Source organism: Bartonella sp. AP258QHHD (assembly GCF_042196145.1).
Taxonomy (GTDB): Bacteria; Pseudomonadota; Alphaproteobacteria; order Rhizobiales; family Rhizobiaceae; genus Bartonella.
The window spans coordinates 23,797-37,374 of the sequence record NZ_JBHIPR010000002.1 but is presented as its reverse complement, the minus strand read 5'-3'; the positions used below and the strand labels follow the sequence as shown (position 1 = coordinate 37,374).

Here is a 13,578-nt window from a genome sequence, read left to right as displayed (position 1 = left end):
AAAAAATATCCCTTTCAAACCACTGCAGCTGCGTCAATCACGCGCAGTTGCGGATTGATCGTTCCATTCCAATAATTCAGACTAAGATGACCAGCTAAATGAATCATTTCACCAATATTTTCAAAAAGAAAATCACCTAGCGATGTCCCTACAGCACGAAAAGCTATTCCTTGTAGTTTTTTTCCTTCAACATTAGATACAATGAGGCGAAGATGTCCTTTACCAACTTCAGATAGATTCACCAGTCGATGAGAGGGAAGAACAAAAACAGGTGTTGCATTCCCTGCCCCAAATGGCCCTGCTTTTTCAAGCAATTCAAACAGCGCTTCATTAACACCAGAAGCAGAAAGAGAACCATCTATACTAAGAGATTTTTTTGCACGCAACTGTGAAACCATTAAAGAAACTTTTTCTTCTAGCCATTTTCGAAAAATTTCAATTTTTGTTGATTGAATTGTAATTCCTGCTGCCATACTATGCCCCCCTCCTTTTTCTAATAAATTGAGTGTAACAGCTTCACGAACGATTGCTCCTAAATCTATACCATTAATTGAGCGTCCCGACCCTACGCCATTTCCATCTTCTTTCAAAGCAATAGCAAAAACAGGACAAAAAAAACGCTCTTTGAGGCGGGAAGCAAGAATACCAATAATCCCCGGATGCCATTCTTTATGAGAAATGACAAGTGACAATGGTGTTTCTTGACCTTGATAAAGAGAAGCAATATAGGATTCCGCTTGTGCTAATTGAATATTCTCCATTTCTTGGCGTTCTTGATTAAGCCGATCTAATTGTTCTGCTATTCTGTCCGCTTCATCTTTATTCTCACAGCTAAGCAAACGTGCTCCCAAAGCTTGATCACCAATGCGCCCTCCTGCATTAATTCTAGGACCTAATAAAAAACCTAAATGAAAACTATTAAGCGGCTCCCCTATTCGTGCAACCTTTGTTAAAGCTGTTATTCCTAGATTATGCATAGAACGAGCAACTTGAAGCCCTTTTAACACAAAAGCACGGTTAACCCCCTGTAATGGAACGACATCACATATGGTTGCCAATGCAACAAGATCAAGCATACTTAAAAGATCAGGCAGCGGTCCTTGGAATTGTTTTTTCCGCAGCAAATGATGAACCCAAGCTAACGTAACAAAAACAACGCCAGCTGCACATAAATGCCCCTGTTTAGAAAAATCATCAGGACGATTAGGATTGACAAGAGCAACAGCTTCTTGATGAATCTCTGACATTTGATGATGATCTAAAATCACAACATCAGCACCAGCAAGCCTCGCTGCTTTTACGGCATCAGGACTGTTTGCGCCACAATCAACAGTGATAATTAACCGAGCGCCTTCTTGCACAAGCATCCTCATTGCTTGTTCATTCGGACCATAGCCTTCAACAATACGATCAGGAATATAAATTTTGACTTCAATACCAAAATAACGAAAAAAACGTGCTATGAGTGCCGATGAACAAGCACCATCAACATCATAATCACCAAACACAGCAACCTGTTCTTGATTGAGAAGAGCCTTAACAATGCGCTCTGCAGCGCATTGCATATCCCTAAAACTTTCTGGATCAGGCATAAGCGTACGCAATGTTGGATTAATAAAAGCAACAGCCTCAGCTTCATCCACATCTCTTGCTGAAAGTACTCGAGCTAACTGATCTGGAAAGCCAAATTTTTGAGAAATAGCGCGCGCGTTATTTATCCCTTGAACATCAAGGGCATCTAACCAAGCTTGACCACAAGCAGAAGATTCAACATTGAGAAAATAACGAGACCACTGCATTATTTCTTATTTTATAATGAAGAACGATAAAATACAATCATGCGTTAAAGATAAAATAGTCTTTTGCAACATTCATTTTAAGTTTAAATGGTCTACAAACTTCTTTTAATGGGGTATTATAATACCTTTCTTGTAACATGTTGTTTTATAAAGTTTTTATTTTCTCTTGACGTCAATCAAAAGACATTATATCAGAGCAAGTAGTATGCGTTAAATATTTCGCTATGGTAACAATTTTCAACGCAAAACAGTAAAAATTCCCTTATATTAAAAGGGTTCTAATAAAGGATACTTCTATGGCAACTTTTTCACAAAAGCCAACTGAAGTGGTGAAAAAATGGGTTATTATTGACGCAGAAAACCTTGTTTTGGGTCGTCTTGCCACATTTGTTGCTAACCGCTTACGTGGCAAACATAAAGCTACATTTACTCCACATGTTGATGATGGTGACAACGTTATTGTCATTAATGCAGATAAAATAGCTCTCACTGGCAAAAAATATACGGATAAAAAATATTATTGGCATACCGGCTATATTGGTGGAATCAAACAACGTACAGCACGTCAACTTCTTGAGGGGCGTTTTCCCGAACGCGTTATTGAAAAAGCAGTAGAGCGCATGATTCCTCGAGGGCCTCTTGGTCGCCGTCAATTGAAGAATCTACGTGTTTACGCTGGAAGCCAACATCCACATGAAGCACAACAGCCTGAATCTCTTGACGTTGGTGCTTTAAACCGCAAAAACAAAAGGATTGCTTGATTATGGCTGAAATTAATTCTCTTTCTGAGCTTAGCATAGTAACAAGTATTACAGAAACACATGAAAATGTTGTTCCTGTTCACGTGCAGAAGCTTGATTCACAAGGACGTGCTTACGCAACAGGAAAGCGTAAAGACGCTGTTGCGCGTGTATGGATTAAACCAGGTTCTGGAAAAATCACGATCAACAATAAGGAATTTGACAAATATTTTGCTCGTCCTGTTCTTAGAATGATTCTTCGTCAACCAATTGTTGCAACAAATAGGGATACCCAGTTTGATATTATTGCAACCGTTGCAGGCGGTGGTCTTTCTGGACAAGCCGGTGCAGTGCGCCATGGCATTTCCAAAGCTTTAACCTATTACGAACCAGAACTTCGCTCAATCTTGAAAAAAGGTGGGTTTCTTACCCGTGATAGTCGTGTTGTTGAACGTAAAAAATACGGTAAAGCAAAAGCACGTCGTTCTTTCCAATTCTCAAAGCGTTAATTTCAATTTTTGCAATGCATAAAGCCTCGGACAAAAACGGGGCTTTTTAAAACTGCTAAAACAGACTTTTAGATGAATGTAGGAACAAATCTATACCGATTAGAAAAAACAAGAATGCAAAACAACCTCTTCTCTTAAGATAAAAGGCAAGAAAAATAGACCGAAAAAATTCAAAACTTCAGTTTCAATTTTTTAAATCTGTTTTACTAACTTGTAATATATCGACGTGCTAAAGCACAAAAATATTTACGCGACAACTTTAGCAATCTTATAAGCTTTTCAATATTTTTTCTATCATCACTTAACAAGCTTTAGTCCAAGAAATGCTTTACCATTGTAATAAAATGAGGGACAGAAATAGGCTTTGACATATATTCTTCACATCCACTGGCACGAATTCGCTCCTCATCGCCTTTCATAGCAAAAGCTGTTACAGCAACAACGGGGATTGATCGAAGTTCTTCATCTTCTTTTAATTGTTTAATAACATCTATTCCAGAGACCTCTGGCAACTGGATATCCACAAGGATAAGAGATGGCATTGATGAACGCGCCAAATCTAATGCCATAAGACCATTACGTGTTTCAACGGTTTCATAACCACTCGCTTCTACAAGATCGCGAAATAACTTCATATTAAGCTCATTATCTTCCACGATCATGACTTTTTTTGACATTCGTATAACTCCACCCTTCTCAGATAAAATAGAGAAATAGAAATGAATCCACATTCTCTTTGCTTAAGATAAAATGATAAAATGAATTGTAAACCACAAAGAGATTAAAAGATTCCAATAAAAGCATTTTTGCAAATATTTGTAAGACGCATCGCTATACTTATTCAGTTCATCAACATAAAATCCACAAATAGTCGTAAGATTGTGTGACCTTGTATTTTTTGAGTTGATATACAAAGTTTATGGATATCTCAATTAATGCATTCGCGTTTTCATCATAAAAAAATATCAACCACAAACTTAGCTCAAATGCGCATTTTGAAGAGAAAAAAATTTAAGTAAATTTAAAAAGCAACTGATTAGCTGAATTTAATGCACCATATACTGGCATCCACAAAACAATATCTTAATGATATAAAAGGATAAACTTATCAAGATCATTAAGATTAAAAAAAAATAAATAAACCGTGATTAAATATCACGGTTTATTTAATATAAAACATTCAATAACAGCATAATTCAAAGTTTATCAAGGATAATATCTTTTAATTCAAAGCCCATGAACTATGAGCAAAAGCATCGAATGTTCTTCCACCTGTCTCTCTGTTAGGACTCGGTGGCTTTCTAGTAAAGAAATATACAAGATATGCGATGAGACCAAAAATCGCTGTCTCCAACCCCATTAAACCCGCAACTTTTTGGACATTTTTCTCAGCCCCTTGTCCTCCAAACTGGCTAATAATCATATCAACAGCTTTAATAACTCTATTTTCCTGTGTCATTACAGAAATAAAACCAGCATTTTGAAATCTGCCATTTAAAGAATCAGCATTGGCTCTTAAAATCTGTGAAAAGAAAATCGCTACTGCAACAAAACATACTATACAATGCTTGAATATTTTCATCATAACCACCTAATTACAATATTTAGTAAAATAAATTTTCTTTACCGCCCCCTCTAAATAGAAAACATTCCGTTATCTATCGATAAAGTATATTTATCTTCTGATAATAAAAATATAATACAAAATTTAATTAATAATTTTATTTTAATTGTTATTTTTATATTATATTACACTTACAATATATCCGTTACATGTTTATTTAATAATTGTCAATTATTTTATTTGTACTTTACATTATGTAGTTTAATGATAAAAATATATTAAAATAAAATTATTTTATTGTTTTTATTATAAATTTAGCTTTATTATCATAAATATTATTATGATTTTATAATATATAAAAATATCAATATGTTGTTTTTTAGTTACACATAATATTTTTATTTTTTTGTATAATATAGTAAAATAAATAGTTTTATAAAATAATTTTTCCTTAGGATAGATTGAGAAAAAATATTTGCCCCAGCTACAATTAGCGTAAGCACAAGCTTAACTCTTTGATTAAAAAAGCTAAATTAGGTAAGATAAGGGATAACTTTGGTGAATGCGCCAAATCTAATGCCATAAGCTATTACACATTTCAACGATTTCACAGCCATGCGTTTCTACAAGAACGTGGAATAATTTTAATAAAGTTCATTGTCTTCCACAATTATAAATTTCTAACATTAATATAATTCCACGACTTTAAGATAAAATAGAGAAATAAAAATGAATACACCTTCTTTCTAACCAAGATAAAATGATTAAAAATATAAATCATAAAAAATTTAATAATGTCCAATAAAAGCATTTTTGCAAATATTTGTAAGACGCATCGCTATACTTATTCAGTTTATCAAAATGATAATCTAGAATAGCCGTAAAATGATGTGATCGTATATTTTTTGAGTTAATACGAAAAATTTATGGATATTCAAATCAGCTCATGCCCCTTTTCATCTTAGAAAAGATATCAATCACGAAAATTAACATAGATATATATTTTGGAAAAAAATTTAAATAACGTTGATATGGATAGATTATTTGCTAGCAAACAATCTTCTCTATTAAATCAGAGTGTTCACTACTGTGATATTGTAATCTCAATCACGACAACACTTCAATAACAGACTAAAATATAGATTCACTATAAGCTTAAAATAAAAATTTTGGAATTGATCATACATACAATGAATGAACCGTAAAATACAAAAGTAATCATAACACTAGAAAATGAAAAAGCTTATCACTCTTGTTCACTATTCCTTCCTCTCTCATTTTTTCTGTGTTATTTTTAAAGTCTTGTAAAAGATATGAATTACATGCAAAAAAAATTAGCCCTTTGTAATCTCTACGCCATCAATCACATTAGTTTTATTAATGATAAGCAATAACATTTGTATAGCTCTAAGCTTAGAGAGCAAAACCAGATTAAAGTATCATTTTTATTTATTGTAAAGAGGATGTAAAACTCCATTTTTCTCTTATCATTGTTAAGAAAAATTGAAAAATGAGCTTATTAATATTAAAAAAATAGAAAATAATTTTTTAAAAAATAATATCTTATTTAATTACTTTTTAAAATAATATAAATATATTATGTTTATATTGTATATATTTAATTAAATAATAATATTTATAATAACACTAAAATAGTACATAATAATTATCTTTATATCAAATAAAATCATAACATAAAATAAGAAATTCACAATAAAATTAGGTATAATTCCATTAGTTAACAAGTAAAACAAAGAAATATATTTAATTATGTTATTGAACTCAGTTGCGTTGCCATCGTTTTTGCCTGCTTGGATTGGTGAATCCTTTTATTTCCAAGCAATTATTAACTGAATTTTGACTGCTCAGCATGCTGAAAAATCTCTATGTGATTGTTGTCTTGATAATTGCTATCATGTTGTTTGGCGAAGCTCTTAGCTTTCTATCGGGCAACTTAAAAGCTTTATTCTGTCAATTTTCTTATTGTTTAAGCAAAAACTCATCCACGTAATAATATATTGAATGCACCAACAAAATCCGCACGAATAACCACATTCTGCACATATAAAAATTACCCATCTTTGACAATTTTTTAGCACTATAAACGCAACAAAAATAAATTTTGCTCGGAGAAGAAAGCACTACTAATATTGTACACCATCTTACCATTGGCTTGTGTCATCAAGCAGCCATCTAAACTCAAACTAATCTAAAACCAAGAAATTTAACTCTCTGATTTTTATTGTAAATTCTTTGCTCATAGCTATAGAAATACAACCGATTTTATGCATGAATATGTCTAATAAAAAATCCTCATGTGTAAATTTTACATGACTTATACCGCCAGCATAAATAACGATATTTTACAGTACGATAGAATTTTTACTCAATTTTTTATTTTTATAATCATGATGACTTTTATATTATCCCCCTAATCCATTAAATTTACGCATTGTTTTCTTATAACTTATGAAAGTCATGACCATGGAAAGAAAAGCGCTCAACAGAAGATATCCAATATTCCATTCGCCTTTACCAAGCAACAATGACACAGGCAAGGAAGCAGAAAAAGCCATGGGAAGCATAAACAAAAGCCATTTTACGATGCTTAAAGGATAAATTCCTATTGGCACAAATGAAAGCTCATAAATCATTTCATGAAAATATTCGACAGGCATCTTACGGCTAATAATAAATGTTATAAAATTGAACATCAGAAAAAAACAAATATTGACAATAAAAACACAAAATATTGCAACAACAAAAGAGATCCATCTTAGCTTAAGATCAGAAATATTCGGTAATGATACAAATAAATAGGCACTAACATAAAGGACAAAGAGCTTGATCAAATTAAGAGGTTTACACCAACCAAACAACATCAACAACCAAATTGAAACGAGCTTTATCAAGTATGGTTCAATTTTACCATCCGCTACTTTTTCAAAAAACGTTTCAATAGAATTAATAAAAATATTCAAAAATATTCCAAGTAAAACAAAGACAACAAAGATAAAATGGATTTCATCTCTGCTATAGTTACCGATCTTTCCTGAAAAAGAAGATACTCTATCAATAAATATGAATTGAATAAAATAATAGCATAGAGAAAGAATAAACTCCCCAGCCAAATTCTTACCATAAACAATCTGTCGGCGGATATTCAGACTGATAAAATGAAGGATGATTTTCATCTCAACCACCTGCTCCATTATATGCTTTCATCCCTTTATTCCAAGCGATATAAATTAAGAATAAAAAACACAAAATATAAGTAAAACTTCCGAAAATAAACTGCTGAAACAACGCTAAATTTTGCGTCGCGAAAAACTCGGCAGGAGCGGATATCATGAAACGATAAGGATTAAATTGCATAAGCGGAATAAGCCACACCGGCCAAAAAGATGGTGGTAAAAGAACACCCCCAAGAAGCGCTGAACTAAGAATACTAAAAGAGAGTAATATATTGTACTCAATCACCCAAAAGCTTAATAAAGCAATTCCAAAAGAGATTAAAAAACAAAGCAATTGTGATAGAATAACAACCAGAAAAAAGAACAGAAAAGCGATGACCAATCCCAGAATATTTTCATAGGATAAAACAAGCTTAACAATAAAAAGAGCCAATAATGGGATGCTATATAATACACTCTCCCCTAAAAAAGTAAAAAGCATTTGTGTCATATAACTAAAGGGCTTTGTAAGATATACTTCTAATTGGCCTTCTTTAACATGATGAGAGAAAAACTTAATCACATTATAACCATTATTTAAGCGACCTAGGACTAAAGCAAAAGCATAATAATACATCATATCATAAAAGCTAAAGCCATTTATGGTGTTGCCCGTATCAGAGAAAAGTGCATTCCATAATAGAAGTTGAATAACAAATGGCGAAAGTGTCCCAATGATAATATCGGTAAAAAACATTGCTCTATCACTTAGAACAGTGAGTAATCCATTCTTGGCAAAAAGAAACATACCAAAGCAGTGGTTAGATAAATTCTTTAAATTTAACACGGAGCATCTCTTCAAGCGAGGGAGTGGATACAGAGAACGTACAGTTCAATTTGGTTGTAATTTCGCGTACAAAACGCGCAAAATCCTCACGGGGCAGCGAAACCTCCAGCGAGCATTCTTCAGCGTTAAAGTGCTTATCTTTTAAAGAAGTAGATAATTTCAACGCAATCTCATCAATTTTTTCTACAACAGCTGAAGGTACAGCCATGTGTTCACAAAAAAACGTTATTCTCACCAAAGAAGGAATGACATTTTTAAGCGCGTGAAGATTACCATGAAACTGTTTCTTTCCTTTATGCAAGAGAATAATATCATCAACGTATCCATCAATATCTCCCATATCATGACTTGTGATGATATACCCAGTGCCACGCTCCCTTTTCAGTTTTTTAAGAAGCTCCCTGATTTCATGCTTAGATGTAAGATCAAGACCAATACTTGGCTCATCGAGAAACAACAGTTTAGGTCTAAAGGAGAGATTAAATGCCAATTCACTTTTCACTCTCTCACCCAGACTAAGCATCCGCACTGGCTTATCCATAATATGCTCAAGACCCAGTAACTCAGCGATCTCTTTAAGATCACGGGTAAAAGAGGCGCGTTCAAGACCATATAATGGTTGAACCATATCCAGACTGTAGCGTAAGGGCAAATCCCACCATAAACAATTCTTATGACCAAAGACCACACCCAAAGACTTGAACAGATTTTTCTTCGCTTTATAAGGATCAACACCAAGGACTTTAACACATCCCTCATCAGCGTATTGTATACCAGAAAGTATTTTAATCAGTGTCGATTTACCCGCTCCGTTAGGGCCAAGAATTGCTAACGATTGCCCTGAAAAGAGGGTGAAACTCATATCTTTTAACACATGATGATTTGTATAAACCGGCTTGAGGAGAGAAAATATCTTGTTTTTAAAACCAATTCCTCTGTCAATGTTGCGATATATTTGTGAGACGTTATTAACGTCAATCAATAATGATCCCATCAGTCACTCCTCATTTCAATTTATCCCCCCTTTGAATGTTCCCATAATAAATATCTGTTTTTGTTCACTAGAAAAAACAAAAGTGTTCAAGCCCTCCCTAGAGCAATAAAACGCACCTGACGTTTTATCTCCAATTTTTTGTCTAGATATTTTTTCAATGTGATGAGTTCACTTCAATGCAGCATTAAGATACTAAAAACTTATTTCTTCTTTTATGAAAGATAATCTTTTGGATAAACTAAGTAAGTAGAAAAATAATTGGTCATTGAAAGGAGAGCTTTGCTAAGAAAGCTTCATTGTGTAAGCAAAGATACAAAGCATAAATCTATACTATAAGCATATCAAACCACATTGATAATAAAACAAACTTCCTTGACAACAGGAATTTTTGAGAGGCTACTTTTCCTCAGCATTACTATAAAATGCCTCCTTTATCTCCCATGAAAAAACTAAAATCGCCTTCACTATTTTAGTAAATATCTTTCAGATTTTATCTAACTCATCTCCCTCAACAGACAAGCCTCCCCAATATATGACCTCTGTAGATAATTCAAAGGAGCAGCTTCATAAACTCAGATTATTAAACGATACACCATATCCAAAAAATAACAATACAATCAATATGGATAAAGATCTGTAGAAAGAAAGCCATGATATTCGAAAATTTCATCACTCAAAAACACAATTTTCTCATAGCGATCGACTTATCAAAAACTTTCTTCAAATAATGCCCTATTCATCTTATCAAATTTATAGACAAAATTTGTATCAATCAAAAAGAACAAATGAAGTTTGTTTAGTCGGTTTCAGCATCACTCTCATTAAAAGATAAAAGATTAAAACTTTGGACCATATGAGGTGGTAAAGGTGCAACAATGTCCAATATTCCTCCTGAAGGATGCGGAATACGAATACGACGTGCATGAAGATGAAGACGATTTTGAATTCCTCCTGGTAATGTCCAATTACTATCAGAAAAAAAATACTTTGTATCGCCAATGATAGGATGATCCATATGGGCTGCATGCACACGAAGCTGATGTGTTCTCCCTGTATAGGGTTCCATTTCAAGCCACGAAAGAGCCCGCCCTCGCGTATCTAAAACGCGATAGTAAGAAACCGCATGATGTGAATCTGGCTCCCCATGTTCACAAACACGCATTTTGTCACCTTGTGCAGTCATTTCCTTAACCATCCACGTTGAAATTTTGTCCTGCTTTTTTTTAGGCACGCCCCGAACCAACGCCCAATAAGTCTTTTTTGTTTCTCGCGCTCTAAAAGCAGCAGTTAAGGACTGAGCAGCTCCCCTTGATCGCGCAACAATAAGCACACCCGACGTCTCACGATCAAGACGATGAACCAAACGCGGCTTTTCACCTTTTTTATTGCGCCATACCTCAAGCATACTATCCATATGACGTGTTAAACCAGAGCCTCCTTGTACAGCCAACCCAGCTGGTTTATTAAAAACAAATACCTTTGGATCTTCATAAAGCAGCATTTTTTTCAAAACGGTCCCATCATCCTGCCCACGAAGTGTTTTATCCGTTATTGAAAGACTCTCCTTGTCATTAATAGGGAGAGGTGGAATACGAACAGCTTGCCCTATACAAAGACGCGTATCGGCTTTAACACGTCCACTATCAACCCGTATCTGACCAGAACGCAACAATTTTTGCAAAGCTCCAAAACCAAGTCCTGGATAATGCACTTTAAACCAGCGATCTAAGCGCATTCCATTTTCATCTGCCTCAACTTTTTTTATTTCTATGCCTGCCATGAAAATTCCCTTACCTGATAATTTTATTGATCTATTTTTGCGCCTTTATAAACACAAAAATTCATATTTTAGTTGGTTTTATCACACCATATTACAGTTAGTATCCAAAATTTCCTTTTCTTAACGTCCAAATTTTATTAGCTAAAAACTAAGCGTTGTAAAAATCAACAGCCTTTACGCTTAATAGCGAATGGAGATAATTAACCGTGTCCTTATTCAAAACCTATGCACGTGTTCTCACTTACCTAAATAGAGAAAAAAATGCATCCCTTTTAATCTGTACCGCTAATGTTATATTAGCTATTATCACTATTGCAGAACCTATTTTATTTGGACGGGTTATTGATTCTATTACAGACAAAACAGCTATCATCCCTACTCTTGCCATTTGGGTTTGTTTTGGACTTTCACATATTATTGCTTATGTCCTTGTTGCTCGCGGTGCTGACCGCTTAGCCCATAGACGCCGCTTAACGGTTTTAACGGAATCTTTCGAACGTATCATTGCCATGCCTTTAATTTGGCATCAACAACGTGGAACTTCCAACGCACTCCATACACTTTTGCGCGCAATAGATTCCATGTCAACCATATGGCTTGATTTTATGCGCCAACATCTCTCAACGCTTGTCGCCTTATTGGTTCTCATCCCCATAGCGTTTAATATGAATTGGCGTCTTTCAATAGTCTTGGTTGTGCTTGCCATCATTTATGTATTAATTGCACGTTTAGTGATGCGAAAAACAAAAGACGGACAAGCCGCTGTAGAATGCTATCATCATAACCTTTTTAAACATGTCAGTGACTCAATCTCTAATGTTTCCATTGTACAAAGTTATAACCGAATAAAAGAAGAAACTTCCATACTGCATCAACATACAAATGCTCTTCTTAAAGCACAAAATCCTGTTCTCAATTGGTGGGCGCTCGCCAGTGGCTTAAATCGAATGGCTTCAACAATTTCAATCGTTTGTGTTCTTCTCCTTGGAGCTTTTTTTGTTGCAAAAGATCAATTACGAGTAGGTGAAGTCGTTGCTTTTGTTGGATTTGCACAACTCATGATTAGCCGCCTAGACCAAATGAGCAATTTTATTAATTGTGCAATATCCTCACAAGCAAAACTGCAAGAATTTTTTGAAATGGAAGACTCAACCTTTCATATTAACGAACCGCAAAATCTTCCTTCCCTCCAAAATGTTAAAGGCGCCATACAATTTCATCACGTGACCTATCAATTCCCAAATTCTTCTCAAGGTGTTTTTGATATTTCCTTTGAAGTTAAAGCAGGACAAACTGTTGCGATTGTAGGACCAACAGGGGCTGGAAAAACAACATTGATCAATCTGTTGCAGCGCGTATACGACCCTACCCTTGGGCATATCTCCATTGATGGAATAAATATATGCTCAATCAATCGCGAATCTTTACGCAAATCTCTAGCAACAGTATTTCAAGACTCGGGTCTTTTCAACCGTACTATTCATGACAATATTTCAATAGGAAAAGCGAGCGCAACAAATGAAGAACTTTATGAAGCAGCAAAAATAGCAGAAGCTCACGATTTTATTCTAAAAAAAGCTGATTGTTATAACACAATGGTGGGCGAACGAGGATCTCAATTATCAGGTGGAGAAAAACAGCGACTAGCAATTGCACGCGCTGTTTTAAAAAATGCCCCTATTCTCATTCTAGATGAAGCAACAAGCGCTCTTGATGTTGAAACAGAGGCACGTGTCAAAGATGCTCTCGATTGCATAAGCCATAACCGCACTACTTTTATTATAGCACATCGCCTCTCAACAGTACGCAATGCTGATGTGATACTCTTTCTGGATCATGGTCACTTAATGGAAAAAGGAAACTTTCAAGAATTGATCGATAAAGGGGGACGTTTCTCTAATTTTTTAAAGGCAAGTGGTTTAACAATCAAACCACCAGAAAGAGAAGGAGAAAATGTTATTCCCTTACATGAAGCCATAGCTTCATAAAAACGATACTCTTCATAGATCTTATGCAAAAAATGCCTCTTCAATACAATATAGAGTGCTTATATATGATACAAGTAAAAAGATTTCTAAAAATGCCACAATCCATTTTAGGTATTTAAGAAAAATATTAAAACAGTTTAGTATTTTCTCTGCTATTGCAATTTTACTAGATTAGAACAAAAAT

10 protein-coding genes are annotated in these 13,578 nt (G+C 34.4%); 3 read left to right on the top strand and 7 right to left on the bottom strand.

From position 1 onward, the window contains the following. Window positions 1-14 precede the first annotated feature (14 nt). The gene (gene recJ, locus ACFIMM_RS00225; protein ID WP_375629022.1) at window positions 15-1,799 is read right to left on the bottom strand and encodes a single-stranded-DNA-specific exonuclease RecJ; all 1,785 of its coding nucleotides are present in this window, start codon (window positions 1,797-1,799) and stop codon (window positions 15-17) included. 296 nt (window positions 1,800-2,095) lie between these two features. Here recJ and rplM point away from each other — a divergent pair, with 296 nt between their 5' ends. Together rplM and rpsI are read left to right on the top strand one after the other, a co-directional pair. Further along, entirely contained in the window at window positions 2,096-2,560 is a 465-nt protein-coding gene (gene rplM / locus ACFIMM_RS00220; protein WP_015856544.1) for a 50S ribosomal protein L13, read from the top strand. A gap of 2 nt (window positions 2,561-2,562) precedes the next feature. Beyond that, complete coding sequence (rpsI, locus tag ACFIMM_RS00215) at window positions 2,563-3,048, top strand: 30S ribosomal protein S9 (protein WP_015856545.1); 486 nt, start codon at window positions 2,563-2,565, stop codon at window positions 3,046-3,048. 311 nt (window positions 3,049-3,359) lie between these two features. Here rpsI and ACFIMM_RS00210 read toward each other — a convergent pair whose 3' ends face one another. The 6 genes from ACFIMM_RS00210 to ACFIMM_RS00185 form a co-directional block, all read right to left on the bottom strand. After that, the gene (locus ACFIMM_RS00210) at window positions 3,360-3,725 is read right to left on the bottom strand and encodes a response regulator (protein WP_273724078.1); all 366 of its coding nucleotides are present in this window, start codon (window positions 3,723-3,725) and stop codon (window positions 3,360-3,362) included. A 545-nt stretch (window positions 3,726-4,270) separates the two neighbouring features. Further along, window positions 4,271-4,630, bottom strand: a complete 360-nt coding sequence (locus ACFIMM_RS00205; protein ID WP_375613153.1) for a hypothetical protein — start codon at window positions 4,628-4,630, stop codon at window positions 4,271-4,273. A 2,405-nt stretch (window positions 4,631-7,035) separates the two neighbouring features. Then, window positions 7,036-7,824, bottom strand: a complete 789-nt coding sequence (locus tag ACFIMM_RS00200; protein ID WP_375682496.1) for an ABC-2 family transporter protein — start codon at window positions 7,822-7,824, stop codon at window positions 7,036-7,038. Next, on the bottom strand, window positions 7,808-8,632 hold the full coding sequence (locus tag ACFIMM_RS00195) for an ABC-2 family transporter protein (protein WP_375629019.1): 825 nt from the start codon (window positions 8,630-8,632) through the stop codon (window positions 7,808-7,810). The genes ACFIMM_RS00200 and ACFIMM_RS00195 overlap by 17 nt, the downstream gene beginning before the upstream one ends. Continuing rightward, window positions 8,607-9,626 carry an ATP-binding cassette domain-containing protein gene (locus tag ACFIMM_RS00190; RefSeq protein ID WP_375682495.1) on the bottom strand — a complete coding sequence of 340 codons (1,020 nt, stop codon included), beginning with the start codon at window positions 9,624-9,626 and terminating at the stop codon, window positions 8,607-8,609. Before ACFIMM_RS00190 ends, ACFIMM_RS00195 begins: the two co-directional genes overlap by 26 nt. Before the next feature lie 796 nt (window positions 9,627-10,422). Continuing rightward, on the bottom strand, window positions 10,423-11,406 hold the full coding sequence (locus tag ACFIMM_RS00185; RefSeq protein ID WP_375632409.1) for an RluA family pseudouridine synthase: 984 nt from the start codon (window positions 11,404-11,406) through the stop codon (window positions 10,423-10,425). 206 nt (window positions 11,407-11,612) lie between these two features. Between ACFIMM_RS00185 and ACFIMM_RS00180 the strand changes: the two genes are divergently transcribed. Continuing rightward, window positions 11,613-13,394: a glucan ABC transporter ATP-binding protein/ permease gene (locus ACFIMM_RS00180; RefSeq protein WP_375671851.1), complete on the top strand. Its 1,782-nt coding sequence runs from the start codon at window positions 11,613-11,615 to the stop codon at window positions 13,392-13,394. Window positions 13,395-13,578 lie beyond the last annotated feature (184 nt).

What these genes read in the sequence shown, in the direction of transcription:
- recJ (WP_375629022.1), bottom strand. Translation starts at nt 1,799, where the DNA reads ATGCAGTGGTCTCGTTATTTTCTCAATGTTGAATCTTCTGCTTGTGGT.
- rplM (WP_015856544.1), top strand. Translation starts at nt 2,096, where the DNA reads ATGGCAACTTTTTCACAAAAGCCAACTGAAGTGGTGAAAAAATGGGTT.
- rpsI (WP_015856545.1), top strand. Translation starts at nt 2,563, where the DNA reads ATGGCTGAAATTAATTCTCTTTCTGAGCTTAGCATAGTAACAAGTATT.
- ACFIMM_RS00210 (WP_273724078.1), bottom strand. Translation starts at nt 3,725, where the DNA reads ATGTCAAAAAAAGTCATGATCGTGGAAGATAATGAGCTTAATATGAAG.
- ACFIMM_RS00205 (WP_375613153.1), bottom strand. Translation starts at nt 4,630, where the DNA reads ATGAAAATATTCAAGCATTGTATAGTATGTTTTGTTGCAGTAGCGATT.
- ACFIMM_RS00200 (WP_375682496.1), bottom strand. Translation starts at nt 7,824, where the DNA reads ATGGAGCAGGTGGTTGAGATGAAAATCATCCTTCATTTTATCAGTCTG.
- ACFIMM_RS00190 (WP_375682495.1), bottom strand. Translation starts at nt 9,626, where the DNA reads ATGGGATCATTATTGATTGACGTTAATAACGTCTCACAAATATATCGC.
- ACFIMM_RS00185 (WP_375632409.1), bottom strand. Translation starts at nt 11,406, where the DNA reads ATGGCAGGCATAGAAATAAAAAAAGTTGAGGCAGATGAAAATGGAATG.